Origin of the sequence: Xenorhabdus beddingii (assembly GCF_002127545.1) — a bacterium.
Classification (GTDB): Bacteria; Pseudomonadota; Gammaproteobacteria; order Enterobacterales; family Enterobacteriaceae; genus Xenorhabdus; species Xenorhabdus beddingii.
Genome location: NZ_MUBK01000008.1, coordinates 1 through 23106, shown reverse-complemented (window position 1 = coordinate 23106; position 23106 = coordinate 1). Strand labels below are relative to the sequence as shown.

Sequence of the window (23106 nt, the reverse complement as noted above, 5' to 3'; positions counted from 1 at the left end):
AATTAATACATTTTCCTGTCATTGAATTCACCTATTTTCCTACCTGATCCATTTCTTAACCTAAAAACCAGATTGTTGGTAATGATGCGTATCCCAGCAGGAGGGAGTATGAAATCAATGCGTACCACCGTGGCCAGCATCATGGCAACCGTATTTGCCATGACATCCGTGTCTTCATTTGCGGCCGCTAGTTTGACGGGGGCAGGTGCAACATTTCCCGCACCGATATATACCCAGTGGGCGGATTCTTATCAAAAAGAAACGGGCGGCAAAATCAATTACCAAGGCATCGGCTCTTCAGGCGGCGTTAAGCAGATTATCGCCAATACCGTTGATTTTGGTGCCTCCGATGCGCCACTGTCGGATGAAAAATTGGCGACAGATGGCTTATTCCAGTTTCCAACCGTGATCGGCGGGATTGTACTGGCGGTGAACATTTCCGGCGTCAAATCGGGTCAGTTGATTCTGGATGGCAAAACCCTCGGTGACATCTATCTGGGCAATATCAAGAAATGGAATGATCCGGCCATTACAAAGCTGAATCCAGACCTCAAATTACCGGATCAGAACATTGCCGTGGTGCGGCGTGCGGATGGTTCAGGGACGTCTTACGTTTTCACCAGCTACCTGTCTAAAGTTAACCCCGATTGGAAAAACAAAGTGGGTGTGGGATCAACCGTCAAATGGCCAACGGGGTTGGGGGGCAAAGGCAACGATGGCATCGCCGCATTTGTTCAACGTCTGCCGGGTTCGATTGGTTACGTTGAATACGCTTACGCCAAGCAGAACAATCTCGCTTACACCAAACTGGTTTCAGCGGACGGCTCGGTCGTCGCGCCTACGGCAGAGAACTTCAGTGCGGCAGCAAAAGGTGCAGATTGGAGCCGCAGCTTCGCTCAGGATCTGACAAACCAGAAAGGTGACAACGCGTGGCCAATTACCTCCACGACTTTCATTCTTGTGCATAAAAAACAGGTCAATGCTGCCAATGGTGCCGAAGTGCTGAAATTCTTCGATTGGGCGTATGACAAAGGTAAAAAACAGGCGAAAGATCTGGATTATGCCGCTCTGCCGAAAGAAGTCGTCAGTCAAGTGCGGGCCGCTTGGAAGAGCAACATCAAAGACAGCAGTGGCAAGCCGTTATATTGATAAATACTTCCCCCTTTCGAGGGGGATATAACCCAAAATGAGAATCAAGCGTATGGCCGAACGTCAAACGGCATTGAAAATACCAAGTAAATTGAAAGCACCAAGCAAAAATGGCGACATCATTTTCAGTGCGCTGGTGAGATTGGCCGCGATACTGACTTTACTCCTGCTGGGGGGCATCATCATTTCGCTGATCATTGCCTCTTGGCCAAGTATAAAAACATTCGGTTTTTCGTTTCTGTGGAACAAAGATTGGGATGCTCCCGCAGGGCAGTTTGGTGCACTGGTGCCGATTTATGGCACATTGATGACATCATTGATTGCCCTGATTATTGCGGTTCCGGTCAGCTTTGGTATCGCCCTGTTTCTGACGGAACTGGCACCGAATTGGCTGAAACGTCCATTGGGCGTGGCGATTGAGCTGTTGGCTGCGATCCCCAGTATCGTTTATGGCATGTGGGGGCTGTTTGTCTTCGCGCCCCTGTTTGCCACCTATTTCCAGCAACCGGTTGGCGATGTGTTATCAAGCATCCCCATCGTGGGCGAACTGTTTTCCGGCCCGGCCTTTGGTATTGGCATTCTGGCAGCGGGCGTCATTCTTGCCATCATGGTGATCCCCTATATTGCGTCTGTCATGCGTGATGTGTTTGAGCAAACGCCCGTGATGATGAAAGAATCAGCCTACGGCATAGGCTGTACGACCTGGGAAGTAATTTGGCATATCGTCTTGCCTTATACCAAGAACGGTGTGATTGGCGGTGTCATGTTGGGGCTTGGCCGGGCATTGGGGGAAACGATGGCGGTCACCTTTATCATCGGCAACACCTATCAGCTTGACAGTTTGTCTTTGTACCTGCCGGGGAACAGCATCACTTCTGCGCTGGCAAATGAATTCGCCGAGGCTGAGTCTGGCCTGCATACCGCAGCCTTGATGGAGTTGGGACTGATCTTATTTGTGATCACGTTTATTGTGTTGGCATTGTCAAAATTGATGATTATGCGTCTGGCAAAAAATGAGGGGCGCTGAGATGAAAACCACCAATAACCCACCGCCACAAGGGAGTGGCTCTGTCAATGAAGCGGATATGAAAAGCCGCCGCCGTATGCAGTCATGGCGTCGCCAAAAGAACCGCATGGCATTGATGCTATCTATGGCAACCATGGCGTTTGGTCTGTTCTGGCTGATTTGGATCTTATTCTCTACCGTCACTAAAGGCATTGATGGTATGTCGCTGGCGTTGTTTACCGAAATGACGCCCCCGCCCAATACCGCAGGGGGCGGGTTGGCAAATGCCATCGTCGGCAGTGGATTGCTGATCTTCTGGGCGACGGTGTTCGGCACGCCATTGGGCATTATGGCGGGAGTCTATCTGGCGGAATATGGCCGTCGCTCATGGCTGGCAGAGATCATCCGCTTTATCAATGACATCCTGCTCTCGGCACCTTCCATTGTTGTTGGTTTGTTCGTCTATACGGTGGTGGTGGCGAAAGTACAACATTTCTCAGGCTGGGCCGGAGTGATCGCCTTGGCGCTGTTACAAATCCCCATTGTGATCCGCACGACAGAGAACATGCTGAAACTGGTGCCGGATAATCTGCGTGAAGCGGCTTATGCACTGGGGACACCGAAATGGAAAATGATCTCTGCCATTACGTTGAAAGCGTCAGTATCGGGCATTATGACCGGGATACTGCTGGCGATTGCCCGTATTGCCGGTGAAACCGCCCCGCTACTGTTTACTTCCCTCTCCAATCAGTTCTGGAGTACGGATCTCAGCCAGCCGATTGCGAACCTGCCTGTCACCATCTTCAAATTTGCCATGAGTCCCTTCTCTGACTGGCAACAATTGGCATGGGCGGGGGTATTACTGATCACCTTGTGCGTACTGCTGATTAACATTGTGGCGCGTGTGCTGTTTGCGAAGAAGAAGTACTAGAAGAAGTACTAAAAGTACGAATAGACGTACTAACATTTCATATGGGTAAAGAGAAGCACTGATGAATAAGGCTAATGACATTGCAGTCAACAGAATGGCAGTCAAGAAGATGGCGGTAAATAAAATTGCAGAAAGCAAAATTCAGGTACGTGATCTGAACTTCTATTACGGCAACTTTCACGCGCTGAAAAACATCACACTGGATATTGCACAAAACAAAGTCACGGCATTCATCGGGCCGTCGGGGTGTGGAAAATCCACCTTGCTGCGAACGTTCAACAAAATGTATGAACTGTATGGTGAGCAGCGGACCGAAGGTGAAATTATTCTGGATGGCACCAATATCTTGATGGACAAGCAAGATGTCGCCTTGCTGCGTGCCAAAGTGGGCATGGTATTCCAGAAGCCGACGCCATTCCCGATGTCAATTTACGACAATATTGCTTTTGGGGTGCGCCTGTTTGAGAAGCTGTCCAGGGCTGAAATGGATGAGCGGGTCCAATGGGCACTGACAAAAGCGGCATTGTGGAACGAAACCAAAGATAAATTACATCAGAGTGGGTATAGTCTTTCCGGTGGTCAGCAGCAACGCCTGTGCATCGCCCGTGGTATCGCCATTCGCCCGGAAGTTTTATTGCTGGATGAGCCTTGTTCCGCACTCGATCCCATCTCTACCGGACGCATTGAAGAGCTGATTAGTGAGTTGAAATCGGAATACACCGTCGTGATTGTCACGCATAACATGCAGCAGGCCGCTCGCTGCTCTGATTACACCGCATTTATGTACCTTGGTGAACTGATTGAATTCAGTGACACTGACAGGCTGTTCACCACACCCAAGATGAAGCAGACCGAAGATTACATTACCGGCCGTTATGGCTGATACGGGGGATAGCACAAGATGGACAATCTGAATATCAGCAAACACATCTCCGGTCAGTTTAACGCTGAACTGGAACATATCCGTACTGAATTGATGACCATGGGTGGGCTGGTGGAAGAACAGCTCAGTAAAGCGATCCTGGCGATGCACAATCAGGACGAAACGCTGGCGCGGCAAGTGATTGAGGATGATCAGAAGGTCAACATGATGGAAGTGGCGATCGATGAAGCCTGCGTCCGCATCATTGCAAAACGCCAACCGACGGCCAGTGACTTGCGTCTGATTATGGTCATCTCAAAGACGATTGCAGAGCTGGAACGTATTGGGGATGTTGCCGATAAAATCTGCCAAACCGCGCTTGAGAAATTTTCACATCAACAGCAATCTTTATTGGTCAGTCTGGAATCATTGGGGCGTCATGCTATCCAAATGTTGCACGATGTACTGGATGCGTTCGCCCGGATGGATTTAGAAGAAGCTATCCGCATCTACCGTGAAGATAAAAAAGTCGATCAGGAATACGAAGGTATTGTCCGCCAGTTAATGACTTATATGATGGAAGACCCCAGAACGATCCCGAATGTCATGACCGCACTTTTCTGTGCCCGCTCCATTGAGCGTATTGGCGATCGTTGCCAGAATATTTGTGAATTTATCTTTTATTATGTGAAGGGGCAGGACTTCCGCCACGTGGGTGGTGATCAACTGGAAAAATTGCTTACCAAAGAAGAATGATTTTAACGGGTTGACGCGCCGATATTTCCTATTGGCGCTTCCTTTTTTAATATTCCAAATAGATATAAATATAGCATTTTATATTATTTCATGTGCTATACCTAAATTGATAGCTTTTGTTGGTCATATAAAAATTAATAATCAACAGGGTATTCAATGAAGGGGTGTTCAATGAAAGTGCGCAATCAATCCCGCGTAGTGGTGACGGCACTGCTGACCAGTCTGGCACTGGTTTCTGGTGTGGCAAAGGCAGATAAACTTGATGACATTAAAAAAGTGGGCACGGTACGCATTGCCGTCTTTGACAGTAACCCACCCTTTGGTTTTATCGATCCCCAGACGAAAAAACTGGCCGGCTATGATGTGGATATTGCCCATGCCATCGCCAGTGATTTGGGGGTGAAACTGGAACTGCGCCCGACAAACCCGGCAAACCGCATTCCTCTGCTTTCTTCCAAAAAAATTGACCTCATCGCCGCTAATTTTACGGTGACGGATGAACGCGCCAAGCAAGTCGATTTTTCTATTCCTTATTTTGCGACCGGCCAGAAATTCATTGCCCGCAAAGGGGTTCTGACCCACCCTGACGATATTGCCAAACTGCGTATTGGTGCAGACAAAGGCACCGTGCAGGAAATTACCCTGCGTGATCGTTACCCGACAACAAAAGTCATCTCTTATGACGATACACCGCTGGCATTTGCTGCGTTGAGAAATGGCAATGTGCAGGCGATTACGCAGGATGATGCGAAGTTGGTTGGCTTGCTGGCAAACGTCCCGGAAGCCCAGAAAGCCGACTTTGAAATTTCACCCTTCAGCATTACTCGCGAATATCAGGCGGTAGCGGTGACCAAAGGGGAAGGGCGACTGATTGAAGCGGTGAACCAAACCTTACTGAAACTGGAAAAAGACGGTGAGGCGGAGAAAATCTACAACCGCTGGTTTGGCCCTGAAACCAAATCTGCCCAGCCGCGAGGTGATTTTAAATTCGCGCCATTAGCGAGTCAGGCAAAGCTGTAACGCTGTTCAGGAAATAGCGGATGAGGCAATAAAGTTTGACGTTAGCCCCGTAATGCGGGGCTTTACTGCTTATTTATGCAGTAACTTTTTATGCAGTGACTTTTTATGCGGCGAATGCGGTGAATAGTATGTTTGAGCAATTTATTACCGAGTACTTACTGGCTCCTGAATATCTGCGATGGCTCTGGCAGGGTTTTTTGATCACCTTGTGGCTCTCTGCCTGTGCCATTGCGTCCTCTACCTTATTGGGCTTCGTGATTGCTGCGGTGCGGGATAGCCAAATTAAACCGCTGTGCTGGCTGGTGACAATTTATACGAGCGTATTTCGCAACACGCCCCTGCTGGTACAACTGTTTTTCTGGTACTTCGCCTCGGGTCAGATTTTGCCGCAAGAGGCGATGATGTGGCTGAACACGCCCCATGACACCACGATGTTCGGCATCACGCTGGCATGGCCATCCTTTGAGTTTCTAGCCGGATTTATCGGCCTGACCCTCTATTCCGCCCCTTTTGTTGCAGAAGAGCTGCGGGCGGGCATTCAGGGCGTCGGGCGAGGACAGAAATATGCCGCCCATGCGTTAGGGCTGACGGGTTGGCAGGCCATGCGGCATGTTGTACTGCCACAGGCGCTGAAAATCGCCATGCCACCGTTGTTGGGGCAATACATGAATATCGTCAAAAACTCGTCATTAACGATGGCGATTGGCGTGGCCGAACTGTCCTATGCTTCCCGCCAGGTAGAAACCCAAACCCTGCAAACCTTTGAGGCATTTGGTGTCGCGACGGTGCTTTACATTGCCATTATTGCCGTGATGGAAGGTTGGGGACAGTGGCGTCAGCAGAAAACATTAGCGAGGGGATACTGAAATGGATTTTACCGTTATTGCAGAAAACTGGCGTTATTTGCTATTGGGAACCTTCCCCGATGGGCCATTGGAAGGCGCGGCATTAACGCTGGCAATCAGCATGATGGCAGGGGGAATTTCCATCGTACTGGGCATCTTGGGCGGCATTGCACTGGCGATGCTGCGTGGATCCTGGGTCAATCTGTTGGCGGCGGTGTTGGGATTTTTCCGCGCCATTCCAGTTATCATGTTGATTTTCTGGACATACTTTCTTCTTCCGGTGATATTGGGGATGGAAATTCCCGAAATTACCACTGTTGTTTGTGCGCTGGCGTTGATTACCTCAGCTTATTTGGCGCACGGCGTAAAAGCGGGCATTTTAGCCATTGGTGAAGGCCAATGGCGCGCGGGACTGTCACTGGGGCTTAATCGCTGGGAAGTCTTGTGGTATATCGTTTTGCCACAAGCATTGCGCATGATGGTGCCTTCATTTATCAATCAATGGATTGCGTTAATTAAAGATACCTCATTGGCCTATATTGTCGGCGTGGCGGAATTATCATTTTTGGCAACCCAAGTGAATAACCGCAGCATGGTTTATCCAATGGAAGTCTTTTTATTTATTGCGCTGGTTTATTTTGTGATGTGTTTATCATTGGAATTAGTCGCCAATAACCTTGCCCGCCGTTTCTCGGTGAGACGTGAAAAGAGCGCGATTTTCGGATTCTGGCGCAAAAAAACCTTGAATAGGCTTCCACAAAGTTAATATCTGAAACCTGGCAGATATTTTTGTTGTTGTATTCATTCCCTGCTGAGAAGTGGGGAATTTTTTTATTGAAGCAACCTGTTTTAGGATTTAGCTGATATTTTTCCGATCAAAATTCCTGCTATAACAATCAGAAATAAAATAAGATAACAATGATAAAGGATTAATAAAATATGGCTAACTCGATTTACGTGACAATCAAAGGAAAAAACCAAGGGTTGATTTCCCAAGGCTGTTCTACATTGGACTCTATTGGTAATAAATTCCAGATGGGGCATGAAGATCAGATTTTAGGTAGTGGGATGAGCGGAGTCATTAGAAATCCTGAAAACATATCTAAATCAGGAAATTATGTCATTGGTGTAATTTATTCTTTCTCTGTCGAAAAACCTGCAGGTTATATTTCAAATGGAAACTAATGAAAAGAATGAAACGATTGGTAAGGGTATGAAAATAAAAGAGTTTATATATAATAATCGGTTGAATGCACTTTTAACTGAAATGATTAATTTAGATCATAAGTTAAAGGTGGATGATCCATCATTGAAAGAAGATATTGGCTATAAACAATCTAGATATCATTTTAACCCTATGACGACAAAGATGTCCTTTAATCTGGGAGTGATAGCTTTTAGTTTAGTCTTATCATCTTCAATGCTTATGGCTTTTTTTATTTATTATCTTGTGAATTATGGGTTTAATAAATCAATAGTCATTTCATGTATATTGTTGGTGTTTTTTATATCATCCTTGTCTGTTTTTTTGGGTTATTTGTTTTTAGGTCGAGGAGATATAAGAGGGATTTATATACATCGTACTTTATATCAAATTACATTGGTCATGGGTATTTTGTTACTGATTTCTAATCCTACTGATTCATTCTTGCATATGTTATGTTATCTATTGATGATATTTATTTCCTTGCTGATAAAATTCATTATGAATAACCCTCTTTTTTTTGATTCTATAATCAAAATGAAGTATTTCAAAATAACACATGTATTATTAAATGAAGATATGAAAGAAATAATCAGTATGAATAAAAAACAAGCCAAGACATATGCGAAAGAGCTTAAATCTCAGAAACGCCGGTATATAAGAGAGATAAAAAAATCTAAAAAATAAAATTTATTTCTGTGATTGGTGCTGTTTTTTAAGATTTATCGGGTGTTTTTTGCTCTAGCCTCCTGCTATAACAACAAAGGGTAAAGTAAGAAAACAATAATGAAACTTGGATTAACAGAATATGGCGAATTCGATTTACGTGACAATCAAAGGAAAAAACCAAGGGTTGATTTCCCAAGGCTGTTCTACATTGTACTCTATTGGTAATAAATTCCAGATGGGGCATGAAGATCAGATTTTTGTATTACAATTTAATCATGGCATTTCCCGTGCACAAAACGTTTCCCATCAACCGGTTAAATTTGTAAAGCCTTTAGATAAATCCTCCCCGTTATTAATGATGGCAATTTCAAATAACGAGGAGCTTGACCTGATGTTTGATTTTTATTGGACATCGCAAGTCGGTGGTCAAGAGCGTTTTTATTCAGTGAATTTGCGCCATGCGAAATTATTAAATTTAAATGTACAGTATCCACATTCAATCAACCACCATGATCAGCAACCCGAAGAAGTTGTTGCCGTCAGATATAAAGATATTGTTTGTCAGCATCATGTGGCGGGCACTTCAGGATATTGTGTCTGGGACGAGACGGTTTACTGATCATCTAAGTGACCTTGGAACAATAGATAAAATAACAATCACAGGTGGTAATCAAAATGCGATTTGAAAGTTTGACATCACAACTAAGGAATGAGTTTGATGAAAATAAGCTGCCGAATTTTCAGCATGCCAAAATGCTTGGTTCCCTACATCAGGGTGCTGCCGCTATAAATTTTCAGGCTATTGCTGATGCATTGGATTGCCACCGTGATTTCTATGGTGCCGGCATTATTTATTCGGATGGCTTATTTAAGCGTTATTTGGTCAGGCCATCAAAGAGACGCGGAACCCCGGTTTCTTCTGAATTAACTCATATTATTATCTTTAATCTTGAAGCCGGTGCTAATCCAGAGGCAGAACTGAAAACAACCGTTTCAGAACCCAATTTGATGTTGGAAATTGGCTCTACGGCGCTTTCGTGTGGTGGGGCTGTGGCATCTATAGTGGGAGGGAGTGTATCAGGTGTCTTAGTGCCATTTACCGGAGGTGGAAGTACAGCTGGTGTCATTTTAGCTTATAGTGGGTTGGTTGCCACTGTTGCCCAATGTGGAAATGGAGCATACAGAATTTACCAACTGACTGCCAAAGGAGATGAAGGGGTAGAGCATATAGCTTGGCTCGATTCACAAGATTGGTATGTGATGACTTCCACAATATTAGATATAACCTCTTTGGCTTCTGGATCTGCGGCATTAAAAGAAGCCTATCATACGTATAAGATCATGAAGTCTACTTCTCCCCGTAAGGCATCAGAATGGCTGAAAAGTATGCCAAGACATGAAAGAAAACGGTTAACAGAAGAAATTATGCGACATAACAACCCAGGAATATCTAATAAGGCAATAAAAAAAGCCATGGAGCAAGGTAAATATATTAAGCGTTACCCTACAGAAGGAATACAAAATACATTGCGAAATCACCTTAAAGATTCACTTATCGCAGGTGGTGGATTTGTGGGCAGTGGAATGACAGGAACAATTCGCACTCCAGAAAATACATTAAAATCAGGTAATTATATTATAGGTGCTATTTATTCCATCGCTTACGAAAAACCAGCAATCTATTGATTTTAAAATTATAACGGGTTATGTTAATTGTGGATATATAGAAAACTCTATGAGCATAAAAGAATTTATTTTTGATATTGGTTTAAGAAAACTCTTTTATAAAAGCAAAGAGTTGGAAAAGAAGATAAAGAACAATGATCCTGTATTGGAAAATATTATACTGGGGGGTCGAGACTATAAGAAATATTTTTGTTATCCAGGTAAGTGTAAGATAAGGATTGTGATATCTTTTATTATTATGATTTATATAGCTTTTTTTTCTAGTGCAGCCGCTGTTTTACCTGAATTACTTATACAAAACCCAACCAATAAAATAAGCGCTATTTTCTTTATTGTAACATTGATTATTATTGGGTTAACTTCACTTTTGCAGGTCGGATTTATCTCAAAAGGCTATTATTATGGTTCGGTCATACAGAATTATTTAAATTATCTGGTGTTTTTCTCTAGTTTATTAATTGCTTGTTCTGAGAATATATCTAATATTTCCTCCGCTTATTTTATTTTTATCGCTTTATGTTGTTTGATTGTAAAAAAAACATTAAATGGCCGTTATTATACTGATTTCATATTGGCATGTATGCACTACCGGATTGCAATTCTTATGGAAAATAGAGAGTTAGATAAAATAAAAGGATTTAATAAGAAACAATTTAGAGAATATTCAAGAATGATGAAGTTGAAAAAACGTAAAAGCATAAAGGACAAAAAAAGAGCAAGGCAGTCGGTTGAGAAATAACAACGAATAAATCAGGGAACAAGCATGTCAGCTTGTCCCTTAATTTTCCAGATTATTAATGACGCTTTCCTTTTCTGTATACAGAAATTACCGCAGTGGTTAACAGTAGCAGTGTCCCTGCCGCAATCAGCACTGAACTACGTTAGTCACGAATGTACGTAACTAACCCGGATACATGATTCAGGCATGAACCAACTCCACCGCTTCTCGCACCAATTCACCAATCTTTTCCCACTCTTTATCCCGAATCAACTGTGGTTTGATCATCCAGGAGCCACCACAGGCAACAATTTGTGGGATGGCAAGATAATCGCGGATGTTCTTAACACTGATCCCGCCTGTGGGCATGACCTGTAATTGTGGGTACGGTGCCAGTAGTGCTTTAATCATCGCAATTCCTCCGGAGGGTTCCGCAGGGAAGAATTTGACAAAATCAATGCCTGATCCCAGCGCTTGTTCGATCGTGCTGGCGTTATTCACGCCGGGAATGATGGGGATACCGATTTTCTGACATGCCTGTACGGTGTTCGGGTTAAATCCCGGTGAGACGACAAATTCTGCCCCAGCGGCTTTTGCCTGACGAACGTGTTCACGATGAAGCACGGTTCCTGCTCCGACCAGCATATCCGGCCGTTCAGCTTTCAACAGGCTAATCGCTTCGGCGGCACTCCCGGTACGAAATGTGATTTCAGCAACAGGCAGGCCATTATCTGCGAGTGCGTGACCAAGAGGAATGATATCTCTGGCCTCTTCAATGGCTATCACCGGCACGATTTTAATCTGACGCAGACGTAGGGTCATCTCTTGCATTTTTATTCTCCCCTGATTTTATTCGAATCAAAAAAATGGGCGATAACCCCTTGTGTCGCTGTCTGCGGAATAATCGCGCCTTTATGCTGTATCACAACCCCCGCAAGCTGATGCCCCATTAATGCTGAATCATGAATAGATTTCCCGTTTAGCAGCCCCGCGATAAAACCCGCATTAAATGCATCGCCTGCCGATGTGGTATCAACGACAGAGGTAACAGGTTGAGTTTTAATATGTTGTGTCGCATGACAACCGCTGAAGTTACGATAAAAACAGCCTCGTTCACCCGCTTTAATAATGGCGCGTTTAACTCCCGTTCTTTTCAGGCGGTTGAGACTTTCCTCAATGGAAGTATCTCCCCAGAGACTCGCTTCATCATCATCGGTGACTAACGCGATATCCGTGATGGTATAAATTTGCTGATAACACTCACGGGCTTGGGATTCATTTTCCCATAAGGCCGGACGATAATTACTGTCAAAGAAAATCATTTTCCCCGCAGAAGATAGCTTTTTCAAATCAATGAGCAGCAATTGGCGATCATGTTCGGGCAAGATAGCCAGGCTGATCCCGCTGAGATAAATCACATCCATATTCTGTAATTGCTGGCGCAATAGGGGGTAATCAGAATGCTGCATCAGATAACGCGCTGCCGAATTATTGCGCCAGTAAAGAAATGTGCGCTCCCCTTGTTTATCCGTTTGGATCAGGTATAAACCGGGCTGATGTTTGTTATCACGCAACACTAACGAAGTATTAATCCCCTCTTGCCGCCAGTGTGAGATCATGGCTTCGCTCAAGGGTTCAGTTCCCATCACCGTGACAAAGTGGATATCAAGCCTATTGCCTGCGGCACGCGCCAGATAAATCGCGCTATTCAGCACATCACCACCATAACTTTGTGTCATAGCACCAAATGGGATGCCATGCAGCTCAATCATACATTCGCCAATCAGGGCAATTTTCCGCATCTGCATCTTTTAATCCTTCACGGCCTGAAAATAACATTCAGCATTATTGAAGCAGATATCCTGAACTATCTGCCCCAGCATTTTTTCATCATGGGGTATTTCACCATTTTCGACCCAATTTCCCAGCATATTGCAGAGGATGCGCCGAAAATATTCATGGCGGGTATAGGATAAGAAACTCCGTGAATCTGTCAGCATCCCGACAAACTGACTTAATAAACCTAATTGAGAAAGTTGCTCCAATTGGCGCTGCATTCCGTCTTTTTGGTCGTTAAACCACCAGCCCGATCCAAACTGGATTTTACCCCCGGGATTTTTCCTGCTTTGCGCAAGGCTTCCGCCCTGAAAGTTGCCGGCCATCGTCGCGATCACTTCATTATCGCGGGGGTTTAAGCAATAGAGGATGGTCTTCGGTAATTGGTCTGTTTTATCCATCTCATCCAGCAAACGGGATAATGGATAAGCGATATGATTATCCCCGATGGAATCAAAACCGCTGTCTGCACCTAACAAATTGAACATACGCGTGTTGTTATTACGTAAAGCACCCATATGCATTTGCATTACCCAACCGCGTTTTGCGTACTGCTTACCTAACCAAACCAGTACCGCTGTCGTGAATTGTGTTATTTCTAATTCACTGAGTAATTGCCCTTGCCTGCGCTTTTGCAAAATGAGGTCTAACACTTTTTCGTCAGGTATCGGCGCATAACGCAACTGCTCAATACCATGATCCGATGCCACACAACCGTGATCCTGAAAGTGTCTGAGGCGGCGTTCCAATGCCTGCAATAAATCAGCAAAACACCTGATGACGACATCGGCGGCTTTTTCTAATTTTTCGAGATAGCCACAAAAACCCGGTAACTCAATTTTGAACACTTTATCCGGACGCCAGCTTGGTAATACTTGGATCGTAAAGTCTTTGTCTTTAGCGATCTGTTGATGATATTCGAGAGAATCAATGGGATCATCCGTTGTTCCCGCCATTCGTACCTGCATTTGCTGCATAATGCCACGGGCAGAAAATTCGCTTTGAGAGAGCTTTTCGTTCGCCTCATGCCAGATAGCTTCTGCGGTGTCAGGCCCGAATAATTTTCCGCTGATACCAAATGGGCGTCGCAATTCCAGATGTGTCCAGTGATAAAGTGGATTACCGATCGTCAGGGGAACCGTTTTCGCCCATGCGAGATATTTTTCGTAATCACTGCTTTTGGCTCCGGTAATCAGCGCCTCTTCAATCCCTGCCGCACGCATCGCACGCCATTTATAATGATCGCCCTCCAACCAGATTTGACCCAGGTTGTGAAAACGGCGGTTTTGCGCAATCTCTTTTGGATTGAGATGACAGTGATAGTCATAAATAGGCATCAACGCAGCGTAATCATGATAAAGGCGGCGGGCAACGTCATTATTTAGCAGGAAATTTTCACACATAAAAGTTTTCATTATGTTTTCCTGTTCAAAGGGTAGAAACCGCTTGCCTTGCACCGACATTCAGCAATTTCTGGTAAGCCTGGGTGACGTTATTGACAAAATCACGGTTGTTTACCAATTTTTGACCGAAGATCGATTCAATGGCCAGTAGCGCTTTCACCACATCTTCTGCCACAGCAGCCGAATTGCCGTATCTGGCAAAAATCGCAGCAAAGGTTTCTTTTAAGGGATCACGCACATTGATAGGTTGCCCTTGCTCATCCAAGCCGCTGATATAACGCATCCAACCGGCCACTCCAAGCGTTAAATGGCGATAATCGCTGCCCTGCACGAGATGCCATTCAATGGAATCAATCATGCGTTGTGGCAATTTCTGACTGCCATCCATCGCAATTTGCCCTGTCTGGTGTTTTAACGCCGGGTTAGTGAACCGTTTGATCAATGTATCCGCATAGGCCGTTAAGTCGATATCTTCAGGCATTGACAGTGTTGGCGCTTGCTCATTCCGCATCAGTGCATACACTGCCCGACGATAATCGGCATTGGTCATCGTATCGGAGATATGCGCATAGCCGCCCAAATAGCCCAGATAGGCCAGAAATGAATGAGCGCCATTTAACATGCGCAATTTCATCATTTCAAATGGCACCACATCATCCACAAATTGCGCACCGGCAAGATCCCAATCCGGACGCCCGTTCACGAATTTATCTTCAATCACCCATTGCCGGAAAGGTTCACAGGCAATGGCGCAAGGATCTTCAACTCCCAGTCGTTGGGCAATTTCGGTTAGCGTTTCTGGTGTCGCAGCCGGCACAATACGATCCACCATCGTGTTGGGAAATGTCACTTGGTTTTCTATCCATTGTGCCAATTTTTCGTCCTGCAAACGCGCCAGACCCAAGACGGCTTCACGGACAACATGCCCGTTTTCCCGAACGTTATCGCACGACAAAATCGTCACAGCAGCTAGCCGGCGTTCAAAACGCAATTTTAATGCCGCCGTGATATACCCGATAGCTGATCTTGGCAATTCGGGATTGGCAATATCTTTAATTATCAATGTGTTATTGGGGTCTAAACGCCCTGTTGTGGCATCGATACAATATCCTTTTTCCGTTATTGTCAAAGAGATGATGGCGACATCAGGGGCAGCCATTTTTTCGATAATCGCCTGAACACCATCAATTAATGGGTGCATCCCTTCTTTCATTGAACCAATAATTTTTAATCTGACGCCCTCCTGCCCTTTCTCTGCAACGGTGTAACGCATGGATTGTTTTTTAAGATTTTCAATCAGTGCAACGCCGTTTAGCATCAGGTTAATTTCACAGAATCCCCAATCACTGTCTGTTTGTTCTAATACATGGTGTGTATAAAGCGCCTGATGTGCCCGATGAAATGCACCGCATCCTAAATGGACAATACGGGAAGTCAGGCGCTCTGTTGTCCACGGCGGGCATGGGACAGACGTTATCGCATTGACAAGATTTTTTTCCATGATGGACTCGCAAATAAGTGGTCGTGAGTCACATTCATCCACGACCATGCCGGGTTCAGGGTCTAATGGCCCGGAAATGATTTTTGGTAAAAGGCACGATGAATGCCCAACTCAAGGCCGCGAATTTCAGCCAGCCCTTTCAGTCGTCCGATTGCCGAATAACCCGGGTTAGTTTTCTTTTGCAAATCATCCAGGATTTGATGGCCATGATCAGGCCGCATCGGAATAAGGTGATTTTCACCCGCCACCCACCGGCGATGCTCCTCTTCCGCAACCGCTTTGATCACTTCATACATATCGACATCACCCGCAAGATGCGCTGCTTCGTGGAATGTTGACGGGTTTTCTTCACGTAAGGTTGAACGCAAGTGGAGAAAATAGATGCGGGAACTAAATGCTTTGAACATCTTCACCACATCATTATCTGCGCGCACGCCATAAGATCCCGTGCACATCGTATAGCCATTGGCATTGCTGTCTATGGTTCCGGCTATCCAGCGCATATCCTCTATCGTCGAAACAATGCGTGGCAGGCCGAAGATTTCACGAGGTGGATCATCAGGATGAACCGCCATTTTGATACCGCTCTCTTCCGCAACCGGAATGATCTTTTGCAGGAAATAAGCAAAATGCTCACGTAATTTGGCCTTATTAATTCCTGCATAACGTTTTAGGTGTTGGCGAAATTGTTCTAAGGTATAGCCTTCCTCTGCACCGGGGAGACCCGCTATGATGGTGTTTGTCAGTTGCTGTTTTTCTTCTTCTGTCATTGCGGCAAAGCGTGATTGTGCTTGCACAATTTCATCATCGGGATACGCTGTTTCTGCCCCACGCCGTTGCAAAATATGGATATCAAAAACAGCAAATTCAATTTGGTCAAAACGCAGCGCTTTTGAGCCATCAGGTAACTCATAGGCCAGATCAGTGCGTGTCCAGTCCAGAACAGGCATAAAGTTGTAGCATATTGTTTTTATCCCGCAGGCGGCGAGGTTACGCAAGGTTTGCTGGTAGTTTTCTATCCATTGATCGTACTCTCCGGTATGCGTCTTAATATCTTCATGAATGGGAACGCTTTCTACCACTATCCACTCAAGTTGATTAGCTTCAATTAGTGCCTTACGCTGTTCTATCTCCCCGACAGGCCAGATTTCGCCATTAGGAATATGGTGCAAGGCCGTCACAATCCCGGTCGCTCCTGCCTGACGGATATCCGCTAATGAAACAGGATCTTCCGGCCCATACCAACGCCAGGTTTGTTTCATAATTCCCCCATCATTATTTCAATGATCTATTTCTTTAGTGAACTATTTCTTTTGTGAACTATTCCAAAATTAATGCAGGTAACCACAAACTCAATTGTGGCAGGTATGTCACCAGTGCCAGCGCTGAGATCAGCGCAAGATACATCGGCAGCAAGGGCTTCAATACCTGATTAATACTGACGTCCCCCACAGAGCAACCTACAAATAAAGCGCTGCCAACGGGAGGCGTACAAATTCCAATGGCCAGATTAAATGTCATGATGATGCCAAAATGGACAGGATCGATACCCATGCTCATCGCAACGGGTAAGAAAATCGGCGTGAAGATCAAAATGGCAGGTGTCATATCCATAAAGACGCCCACTATCAGCAAGATGACATTAATGACCAGCAAAATGGTCAGTGGGTTATCGGACAGCGCCATCAACGTATCCGCAATCAGATACGGCAGATCAGCATTGGCCATCGCCCAGGACATACCCATTGATACGCCAATCAACAGTAAAACAATCGACGTGGTGACGGCGGAATCAAGAATAATTTTGGGCAGTTGTTTGAAACCCACTTCACGGTAAATAACCACTGCGAGAATAAAGCTGTAGAGAACGGCAATGGCCGATGCTTCTGTCGCAGTGAAGATCCCGGCAATAATCCCGCCCATAATGATCACAACCAGCATTAATGACGGTATTGCTTTCCACGCGGTATCAAAAAATTCGCGCCATGTTGGCCGGGGTGCAACAGGGTAGCCCTTCCTCTTGGCAATAACGGCAGACACAACCATGAGTGAAGCGCCCATAATAATGCCCGGGATATAACCCGCTAAAAACAAGGCTGCAATCGATGTCCCGCCCGAAACCAACGAGTACACAATCAGGGTATTGCTGGGTGGGATCAGTAAACCCGAAGGACAAGAAGCGATATTCACAGCAGCAGACAATTCAGGATCGTAACCTTCTTTTCTCTGCATCGGTGCCATTGTTCCCCCGACCGCAGCGGCAGATGCCACGGCCGAGCCTGAAATTGCCCCGAAAAGCATGTTCGCCATGATATTGACGTGCATTAGTGATCCCGGCAAACGGCCGCCAATCACTTGAGCCAGCTTAATCAAACGTGCAGCAATTCCACCTTGGTTCATCATATTTCCGGCCAGGATAAAGAACGGGATGGCTAATAAAGAGAAGTTATCTACTCCCACCGCCATGCGTTGTGCTACAACTGTGATTGCCGCAGCCGGCGGCAATGTCATCGTAATAGCCACTAACGAAGATAATCCGATTGCAAAAGAAACGGGGACACTCAATACCAGTAATATGGCAAATGTGCCAAAGAGTGCGGCAATGACATACCAATCCATACCCTTATCTCCACGCGTTAATGATTCTCAATGACAACAGGTGGTTGACCAGAAAAATGCTGCACGATAGAGATGACATCGGCGATCGCATAGAAAATCATCAATGTTCCACTGATGGGCAAACATAAATAGATGTATCCCATCTTCCAACCTAATACGGGTGTGATTTGACCATTTTCCAGTGTTGATGCAACAAGAAGGCTGCCGCCATAAAGCAACACAATGGCAGAAAATGAAATAATGACGGCCTGAATAATCAAACCGACAATACTCTTCTTTACTCCCGTTAATTTCATTATCAGCAGATCGATAGCAAGATGGCGATGCTGCCCGGTTGTATATGCAGCCCCAATCATTGCAACCCACATAAACAGATAGCGTGCCAGTTCATCGGTTTCGGTGCTCGGTGCACTGAAGACATAGCGTGAAATGACCTGCCATGACACGCATAAAACCAGAAAAGCCAGCAGGCAGATGGTAAAAAATGCCAAACTCTTATTGGTCATCGCTACAAGGTTTTTCATTTACATTCCCTTTTTGCCATTTTGGTTTACCAATTAAAAGCCACATAAAGATTAAAATCTATACTGCTCGTACTAAAACATCAAAATAAGTCTCTGAAAGAGAGTGATATAGATCACAAACTCATAAGATCAACCAATAATATCTATTTTTGCGATCATGGTAGACCAATTGGGTTTTTATCCTTTGCCCAAGGAGTGTGATCTGTTTATTCTTTATCCGCATAAAATAACAAACAACCTACATCTCATCTCTGGAGAACCAAATATGCAGAACAGCAAACGACAGATTTTAAGCCTGGCGACGGGGGTCATGTTGGTGCTGGGGGCATCTCAGGCTTGCGCGGTGACAACGCTGAAACTCAGCCATAACCAGAGCCGGAGCCATGCTGTCCATCAGGCCATGACCCAGTTCGCTGACGAAGTGAAAGAAAAAACCAACGGAGAAGTTCGTATTCGCATCTATTCTGATTCCCAATTGGGCAACCAACGTGAATCCATCGAATTGATGCAAAACGGCGCTCTGGATATTGCCAAATCTAATGCGGCAGAATTAGAAGCCTTCTCTCCCGCTTATTTTATTTTTAACCTGCCCTATTTATTCCGTGATAAAACGCATTATCAACAAGTCATGAATAGCGATATCGGTAAAGAAATCCTCAATTCAAGTCAAAATATGGGATTTATTGGTCTCACTTACTATGATGCAGGCGCACGCAGTTTTTATGCGAAAAAACCGATCAGAACGCCTGAAGATTTGAAGGGGCTGAAAATTCGCGTACAACCCAGTCCCTCAGCCATTGCGCTGGTAAAAGGATTGGCGGGAAATCCAACACCATTAGCTTATGGTGAACTCTATACTGCATTGCAACAGGGGGTTGTGGATGCGGCTGAGAACAACATTCCTTCTTTTACGCTAAGCCGCCATAGTGAAGTGACAAAATTCTTTTCTCTGGATGAGCATACGATGATCCCTGATGTCCTGTTAATATCGAACAATTCGTTGAATAAATTAACCACTGAACAGCAAGCAATTGTGAAAAAAGCGGCGCTGAATTCCTCAAAATATATGATTCAACTTTGGGAAAAATCAGAAAAAGAAGAGCGGGCTAAAGCAGAAAAACAAGGTGTTGAGTTTATTCACGTGGATAAAACCCTTTTTCAAAACGCGGTTAACCCCATGTATGACAAGATGGCTGAGACCCACCCGGAATTATTCGAAATGGTAAAGCGAGTACGTAAAGTAGAATAGTTTTCTCTCAAAACCACTTATTGTAACAATAATAGGTGGTTATATTTTTGACATTGATGCCTTAGAATAACATCATTTTTAGTCGTTTCATTTAAGTATATTACCTTACGGCGGCATTAAATGATGAACTTTGCAGACTCCAGGCGTCCCTATCATGAAGTAGCCCAATCATTACGTCAGATGATTATAGATATGAATTATTCTTCGGGTGATCGCCTACCTACAGAACGTGAAATTGCAGAAAAGTTCGGCGTTTCACGCACGCTTGTCCGTGAAGCGTTAATTGTACTGGAACTGGAAAACCTGATTGAAGTACGCAAAAGCTCGGGTATTTATCTCATCCGACTACCATGCTCTTGTTCAAGCGATACAATCATTAATGCCGCAGGGCCTTTTGAGTTATTACAAGCGCGCCAATTATTGGAAAGTAATATTGCTGAGTTTGCCGCGCTCCAGGTGACTCCGGTTGATATTGCCAATATGCGCAATGCATTGGAAAAAGAGAAAAATGATCTGATTTCGGGAGAAAGTGAATCCGGTGACAGGGAGTTTCATTTAGCCATTGCGCAGGCAACACATAACAGCATGTTAGTTGAATTGCTTAAGCAATCTTGGGAGTGGCGTGAGAATAATCCCATATGGATAAAGTTACATAGTCGAATTACCAATACCGATTATCGTAAAGAGTGGCTGAATGATCATCAGGCCATTTTGGCGGCGATGATCAAAAAAGATCCCACGGCAGCGAAGCAAACGATGTGGCAACATTTAGAAAATGTGAAGCAGAGTTTGCTTGAATTATCAGATATAGATGACCCTAATTTTGATGGATATTTGTTTGAGTCTTATCCGGTTGGTATTGGAAAGTGAATTTAAATTAAACAACCACCGACTTCAGTCGGTGGTTGTTTAATACTATACGGTATGAATTGCCACAAACATGGTGTGAATTGCCACAAACTCAGTCATGACAAGGAGTTCAGTGGATTGTGTATCGAATGCATGGGTGAGGTGGCTAAAAAGATTTTCAGAGGATATCTTCTGGCAGGTAAATAAAAGCCTTTATTTAGGGTATTACCTGAAATTTAAAATAGGTAATTATCTGATTTTGTTTAAGAGGAGGTGTATTAAAAGAAGGTGGGAAAAAAGAATTAGGATATGAAAAGGATATACGGGAAATAGACACGTTTTCAGTAGTCAATGTTAGGCAATTTGGTTCTAAGTTGGATACGGTTGACGATTGGTATGGAGCTATGGGCAATTCCAATATGAAAGTGGCTGTTAAGGGATATGTGGATAAATTAAACAGTAAAGATGTTTTTTTCATGTTTATCTCTGTTTAGTCTCTAAGTTTCAGAGTCTTTTTTATTATTTTTCAAAGTATTAAGTGGTGCTTTAAAGAAAAAAACTATTCTGAAAAACACATGAAAAAACGGCTCGAATTATGCCAGCAAAAAAGCGAAAGGCTTCCTGCCTTATTCCCCGTGATACCCAAGCTGATTAACCTCTTGATTAAGCGCTCCGCAAACGTTTTCTTTTTTCGGTATTTCAGGGTAACGATTTGTATGGGTTTCCTGTAGGATAAATCGAAAACTTCGCTTTTTAGGAAATCAAATGACATGAACACAATAACTTCTGGCTCTGTGAACCGTCAGGGCTTGCTCCAGCGCGTGTTTAAATTAGAGGAACATGGCACGACGGTTCGAACTGAAATGATCGCCGGGCTGACAACCTTTTTGACCATGGTTTATATCGTCTTTGTTAACCCACAGATTTTGGCGGTGGCGGGCATGGATATTAAGGCGGTATTTGTCACTACCTGCTTAATTGCCGCAGTGGGCAGCATTATGATGGGGTTGGTGGCTAACTTACCGGTCGCTGTTGCTCCCGCTATGGGGCTGAATGCGTTTTTTGCCTTTGTCGTCGTCGGTGCGATGGGCATTTCGTGGCAGGTTGCCATGGGGGCGATTTTCTGGGGCGCGGTAGGATTGTTGATTTTAACGCTCTTTCGCATCCGTTACTGGATGATTGCCAATATCCCGTTAAGCCTGCGAGTGGGCATTACTAGTGGGATCGGCCTTTTCATCGCGATGATGGGGCTGAAAAACGCGGGCATTATCGTGCCAAATCCTGACACGATCGTCTCAATTGGCAACTTTGCTTCTCATAACGTCCTATTGGGTGCTCTGGGCTTTTTCATCATTGCCATTTTAGCCGCCCGCCATTTTCATGCTGCGGTGTTGGTTTCTATCGTAGCGACAACCGGCATCGGCTTTATGATGGGGTATGTCGAATATCACGGTATTTTTGACCTGCCTCCCAGCGTGATGAGCGTGGTGGGTAATGTCGATGTGAAAGGGGCTTTGGATATCGCTTTGGCAGGCGTGATTTTCTCGTTTATGTTGGTGAGCCTGTTTGACTCTTCCGGCACCTTGATCGGTGTGACGGATAAAGCCGGGATTGCAGACAGTAACGGGACGTTTCCCCGCATGAAACAGGCATTATATGTAGACAGCATCAGTTCGGTCGCCGGTTCTTACATCGGGACTTCCTCGGTGACGGCCTATATCGAAAGCTCCTCAGGTGTCTCTGTGGGTGGCCGTACTGGTTTGATGGCGGTGGTGGTCGGCATTTTATTCCTGCTGGTGATGTTTATCTCTCCCTTGGCGAGTATGGTGCCAGCCTATGCGACAGCGGGTGCGTTGGTTTACGTGGGGGTTTTGATGACTTCCAGCCTGACGCGGGTTAAATGGCATGATCTGACTGAATCCGTCCCCGCATTTATCACCGCCGTGATGATGCCCTTTAGTTTTTCCATTACCGAAGGCATTGCGCTGGGTTTTATCGCCTACTGTGCGATGAAACTGGGCACCGGTAAATGGCGTGAGATTGGCCCGTGCGTTTTTGTTGTGACGCTACTGTTTGTCTTGAAAATGGTGTTTGTGGATGCTCATTAAACACGATTGAGACGGGATAAGTGGAAAAAAGCCTGACCGATATTCGTGCCAGGCTTTTTGTTTTATTTTGTCCCGTCCTAAATAAAGTTGACACTTTCCTTCATCTCTTTAGGAGAGTGTTATGAAATCAGAAAGTAAACGCACTCAGCGTGATTATTCATTGGCTTTTAA

23 protein-coding genes and 1 pseudogene are annotated in these 23106 nt (G+C 44.9%); 17 read left to right on the top strand and 7 right to left on the bottom strand.

Annotated elements, in window-relative coordinates:
- Positions 1-108: 108 nt before the first annotated feature.
- From pstS to Xbed_RS06450, 13 genes are all read left to right on the top strand, one after another.
- A complete protein-coding gene (gene pstS / locus Xbed_RS06510; protein WP_086112107.1) occupies positions 109-1149 on the top strand; it encodes a phosphate ABC transporter substrate-binding protein PstS in 1041 nt (346 codons plus the stop codon).
- Between the two features lie 52 nt (positions 1150-1201).
- Positions 1202-2176 (top strand): phosphate ABC transporter permease PstC, encoded by a 975-nt coding sequence (gene pstC / locus Xbed_RS06505; RefSeq protein ID WP_086112106.1) that lies wholly within the window; start codon positions 1202-1204, stop codon positions 2174-2176.
- Between the two features lies 1 nt (position 2177).
- Complete coding sequence (gene pstA / locus Xbed_RS06500; protein ID WP_422641380.1) at positions 2178-3086, top strand: phosphate ABC transporter permease PstA; 909 nt, start codon at positions 2178-2180, stop codon at positions 3084-3086.
- 109 nt (positions 3087-3195) lie between these two features.
- A complete protein-coding gene (gene pstB / locus Xbed_RS06495; protein ID WP_086112207.1) occupies positions 3196-3969 on the top strand; it encodes a phosphate ABC transporter ATP-binding protein PstB in 774 nt (257 codons plus the stop codon).
- Positions 3970-3987: 18 nt separating this feature from the next.
- Entirely contained in the window at positions 3988-4704 is a 717-nt protein-coding gene (phoU, locus tag Xbed_RS06490; protein ID WP_086112105.1) for a phosphate signaling complex protein PhoU, read from the top strand.
- 171 nt (positions 4705-4875) lie between these two features.
- Positions 4876-5724: an ABC transporter substrate-binding protein gene (locus Xbed_RS06485; RefSeq protein ID WP_086112104.1), complete on the top strand. Its 849-nt coding sequence runs from the start codon at positions 4876-4878 to the stop codon at positions 5722-5724.
- A 128-nt stretch (positions 5725-5852) separates the two neighbouring features.
- Positions 5853-6590 carry an amino acid ABC transporter permease gene (locus Xbed_RS06480; protein WP_086112103.1) on the top strand — a complete coding sequence of 246 codons (738 nt, stop codon included), beginning with the start codon at positions 5853-5855 and terminating at the stop codon, positions 6588-6590.
- Between the two features lies 1 nt (position 6591).
- Positions 6592-7335 (top strand): amino acid ABC transporter permease, encoded by a 744-nt coding sequence (locus Xbed_RS06475; RefSeq protein WP_086112102.1) that lies wholly within the window; start codon positions 6592-6594, stop codon positions 7333-7335.
- 173 nt (positions 7336-7508) lie between these two features.
- Positions 7509-7754 (top strand): type VI secretion system tube protein TssD, encoded by a 246-nt coding sequence (gene tssD / locus Xbed_RS20490; RefSeq protein WP_139837463.1) that lies wholly within the window; start codon positions 7509-7511, stop codon positions 7752-7754.
- The gene (locus Xbed_RS06465) at positions 7744-8460 is read left to right on the top strand and encodes a hypothetical protein (protein WP_244182419.1); all 717 of its coding nucleotides are present in this window, start codon (positions 7744-7746) and stop codon (positions 8458-8460) included. The genes tssD and Xbed_RS06465 overlap by 11 nt, the downstream gene beginning before the upstream one ends.
- 121 nt (positions 8461-8581) lie before the next feature.
- Positions 8582-9061: an Hcp family type VI secretion system effector gene (locus tag Xbed_RS06460; RefSeq protein WP_086112101.1), complete on the top strand. Its 480-nt coding sequence runs from the start codon at positions 8582-8584 to the stop codon at positions 9059-9061.
- 56 nt (positions 9062-9117) lie between these two features.
- Positions 9118-10128, top strand: coding sequence for an Ssp4 family T6SS effector (ssp4, locus tag Xbed_RS06455; protein WP_086112100.1), 1011 nt, complete (start codon positions 9118-9120; stop codon positions 10126-10128).
- A 49-nt stretch (positions 10129-10177) separates the two neighbouring features.
- Entirely contained in the window at positions 10178-10867 is a 690-nt protein-coding gene (locus Xbed_RS06450) for a hypothetical protein (RefSeq protein ID WP_086112099.1), read from the top strand.
- Between the two features lie 180 nt (positions 10868-11047).
- Here the strand turns inward: Xbed_RS06450 and Xbed_RS06445 are convergent, their stop codons facing one another.
- The 7 genes from Xbed_RS06445 to Xbed_RS06415 form a co-directional block, all read right to left on the bottom strand.
- Entirely contained in the window at positions 11048-11677 is a 630-nt protein-coding gene (locus Xbed_RS06445) for a bifunctional 4-hydroxy-2-oxoglutarate aldolase/2-dehydro-3-deoxy-phosphogluconate aldolase (protein ID WP_086112098.1), read from the bottom strand.
- 2 nt (positions 11678-11679) lie between these two features.
- A complete protein-coding gene (locus tag Xbed_RS06440) occupies positions 11680-12654 on the bottom strand; it encodes a sugar kinase (protein ID WP_208612203.1) in 975 nt (324 codons plus the stop codon).
- Between the two features lie 3 nt (positions 12655-12657).
- Entirely contained in the window at positions 12658-14097 is a 1440-nt protein-coding gene (gene uxaC, locus Xbed_RS06435; RefSeq protein ID WP_086112097.1) for a glucuronate isomerase, read from the bottom strand.
- Positions 14098-14110: 13 nt separating this feature from the next.
- Positions 14111-15586 (bottom strand): fructuronate reductase, encoded by a 1476-nt coding sequence (locus Xbed_RS06430; protein ID WP_086112096.1) that lies wholly within the window; start codon positions 15584-15586, stop codon positions 14111-14113.
- Between the two features lie 62 nt (positions 15587-15648).
- A complete protein-coding gene (uxuA, locus tag Xbed_RS06425) occupies positions 15649-16848 on the bottom strand; it encodes a mannonate dehydratase (protein ID WP_086112095.1) in 1200 nt (399 codons plus the stop codon).
- 58 nt (positions 16849-16906) lie between these two features.
- Positions 16907-18205: a TRAP transporter large permease gene (locus tag Xbed_RS06420; RefSeq protein ID WP_086112094.1), complete on the bottom strand. Its 1299-nt coding sequence runs from the start codon at positions 18203-18205 to the stop codon at positions 16907-16909.
- A gap of 17 nt (positions 18206-18222) precedes the next feature.
- The gene (locus tag Xbed_RS06415) at positions 18223-18729 is read right to left on the bottom strand and encodes a TRAP transporter small permease (protein ID WP_086112093.1); all 507 of its coding nucleotides are present in this window, start codon (positions 18727-18729) and stop codon (positions 18223-18225) included.
- A gap of 265 nt (positions 18730-18994) precedes the next feature.
- Here Xbed_RS06415 and Xbed_RS06410 point away from each other — a divergent pair, with 265 nt between their 5' ends.
- The 4 genes and pseudogenes from Xbed_RS06410 (at position 18995) to Xbed_RS06395 (ending at position 22935) form a co-directional block, all read left to right on the top strand.
- Positions 18995-19978, top strand: a complete 984-nt coding sequence (locus tag Xbed_RS06410; protein WP_086112092.1) for a TRAP transporter substrate-binding protein — start codon at positions 18995-18997, stop codon at positions 19976-19978.
- Between the two features lie 120 nt (positions 19979-20098).
- Positions 20099-20848, top strand: a complete 750-nt coding sequence (locus tag Xbed_RS06405; RefSeq protein WP_086112091.1) for an FCD domain-containing protein — start codon at positions 20099-20101, stop codon at positions 20846-20848.
- A 284-nt stretch (positions 20849-21132) separates the two neighbouring features.
- A pseudogene (locus Xbed_RS20130) lies at positions 21133-21321 on the top strand (DUF6402 family protein); the annotation flags it as partial.
- A 276-nt stretch (positions 21322-21597) separates the two neighbouring features.
- Positions 21598-22935, top strand: coding sequence for an NCS2 family permease (locus Xbed_RS06395; RefSeq protein ID WP_086112090.1), 1338 nt, complete (start codon positions 21598-21600; stop codon positions 22933-22935).
- The last annotated feature ends 171 nt before the right edge of the window (positions 22936-23106 follow it).

Bases quoted from the DNA above. Each gene is read 5' to 3' on its own strand.
- pstS (WP_086112107.1), top strand. From the start codon at position 109: ATGAAATCAATGCGTACCACCGTGGCCAGCATCATGGCAACCGTATTT.
- pstC (WP_086112106.1), top strand. From the start codon at position 1,202: ATGGCCGAACGTCAAACGGCATTGAAAATACCAAGTAAATTGAAAGCA.
- pstA (WP_422641380.1), top strand. From the start codon at position 2,178: ATGAAAACCACCAATAACCCACCGCCACAAGGGAGTGGCTCTGTCAAT.
- pstB (WP_086112207.1), top strand. From the start codon at position 3,196: ATGGCGGTAAATAAAATTGCAGAAAGCAAAATTCAGGTACGTGATCTG.
- phoU (WP_086112105.1), top strand. From the start codon at position 3,988: ATGGACAATCTGAATATCAGCAAACACATCTCCGGTCAGTTTAACGCT.
- Xbed_RS06485 (WP_086112104.1), top strand. From the start codon at position 4,876: ATGAAAGTGCGCAATCAATCCCGCGTAGTGGTGACGGCACTGCTGACC.
- Xbed_RS06480 (WP_086112103.1), top strand. From the start codon at position 5,853: ATGTTTGAGCAATTTATTACCGAGTACTTACTGGCTCCTGAATATCTG.
- Xbed_RS06475 (WP_086112102.1), top strand. From the start codon at position 6,592: ATGGATTTTACCGTTATTGCAGAAAACTGGCGTTATTTGCTATTGGGA.
- tssD (WP_139837463.1), top strand. From the start codon at position 7,509: ATGGCTAACTCGATTTACGTGACAATCAAAGGAAAAAACCAAGGGTTG.
- Xbed_RS06465 (WP_244182419.1), top strand. From the start codon at position 7,744: ATGGAAACTAATGAAAAGAATGAAACGATTGGTAAGGGTATGAAAATA.
- Xbed_RS06460 (WP_086112101.1), top strand. From the start codon at position 8,582: ATGGCGAATTCGATTTACGTGACAATCAAAGGAAAAAACCAAGGGTTG.
- ssp4 (WP_086112100.1), top strand. From the start codon at position 9,118: ATGCGATTTGAAAGTTTGACATCACAACTAAGGAATGAGTTTGATGAA.
- Xbed_RS06450 (WP_086112099.1), top strand. From the start codon at position 10,178: ATGAGCATAAAAGAATTTATTTTTGATATTGGTTTAAGAAAACTCTTT.
- Xbed_RS06445 (WP_086112098.1), bottom strand. From the start codon at position 11,677: ATGCAAGAGATGACCCTACGTCTGCGTCAGATTAAAATCGTGCCGGTG.
- Xbed_RS06440 (WP_208612203.1), bottom strand. From the start codon at position 12,654: ATGCAGATGCGGAAAATTGCCCTGATTGGCGAATGTATGATTGAGCTG.
- uxaC (WP_086112097.1), bottom strand. From the start codon at position 14,097: ATGAAAACTTTTATGTGTGAAAATTTCCTGCTAAATAATGACGTTGCC.
- Xbed_RS06430 (WP_086112096.1), bottom strand. From the start codon at position 15,586: ATGGAAAAAAATCTTGTCAATGCGATAACGTCTGTCCCATGCCCGCCG.
- uxuA (WP_086112095.1), bottom strand. From the start codon at position 16,848: ATGAAACAAACCTGGCGTTGGTATGGGCCGGAAGATCCTGTTTCATTA.
- Xbed_RS06420 (WP_086112094.1), bottom strand. From the start codon at position 18,205: ATGGATTGGTATGTCATTGCCGCACTCTTTGGCACATTTGCCATATTA.
- Xbed_RS06415 (WP_086112093.1), bottom strand. From the start codon at position 18,729: ATGAAAAACCTTGTAGCGATGACCAATAAGAGTTTGGCATTTTTTACC.
- Xbed_RS06410 (WP_086112092.1), top strand. From the start codon at position 18,995: ATGCAGAACAGCAAACGACAGATTTTAAGCCTGGCGACGGGGGTCATG.
- Xbed_RS06405 (WP_086112091.1), top strand. From the start codon at position 20,099: ATGATGAACTTTGCAGACTCCAGGCGTCCCTATCATGAAGTAGCCCAA.
- Xbed_RS06395 (WP_086112090.1), top strand. From the start codon at position 21,598: ATGAACACAATAACTTCTGGCTCTGTGAACCGTCAGGGCTTGCTCCAG.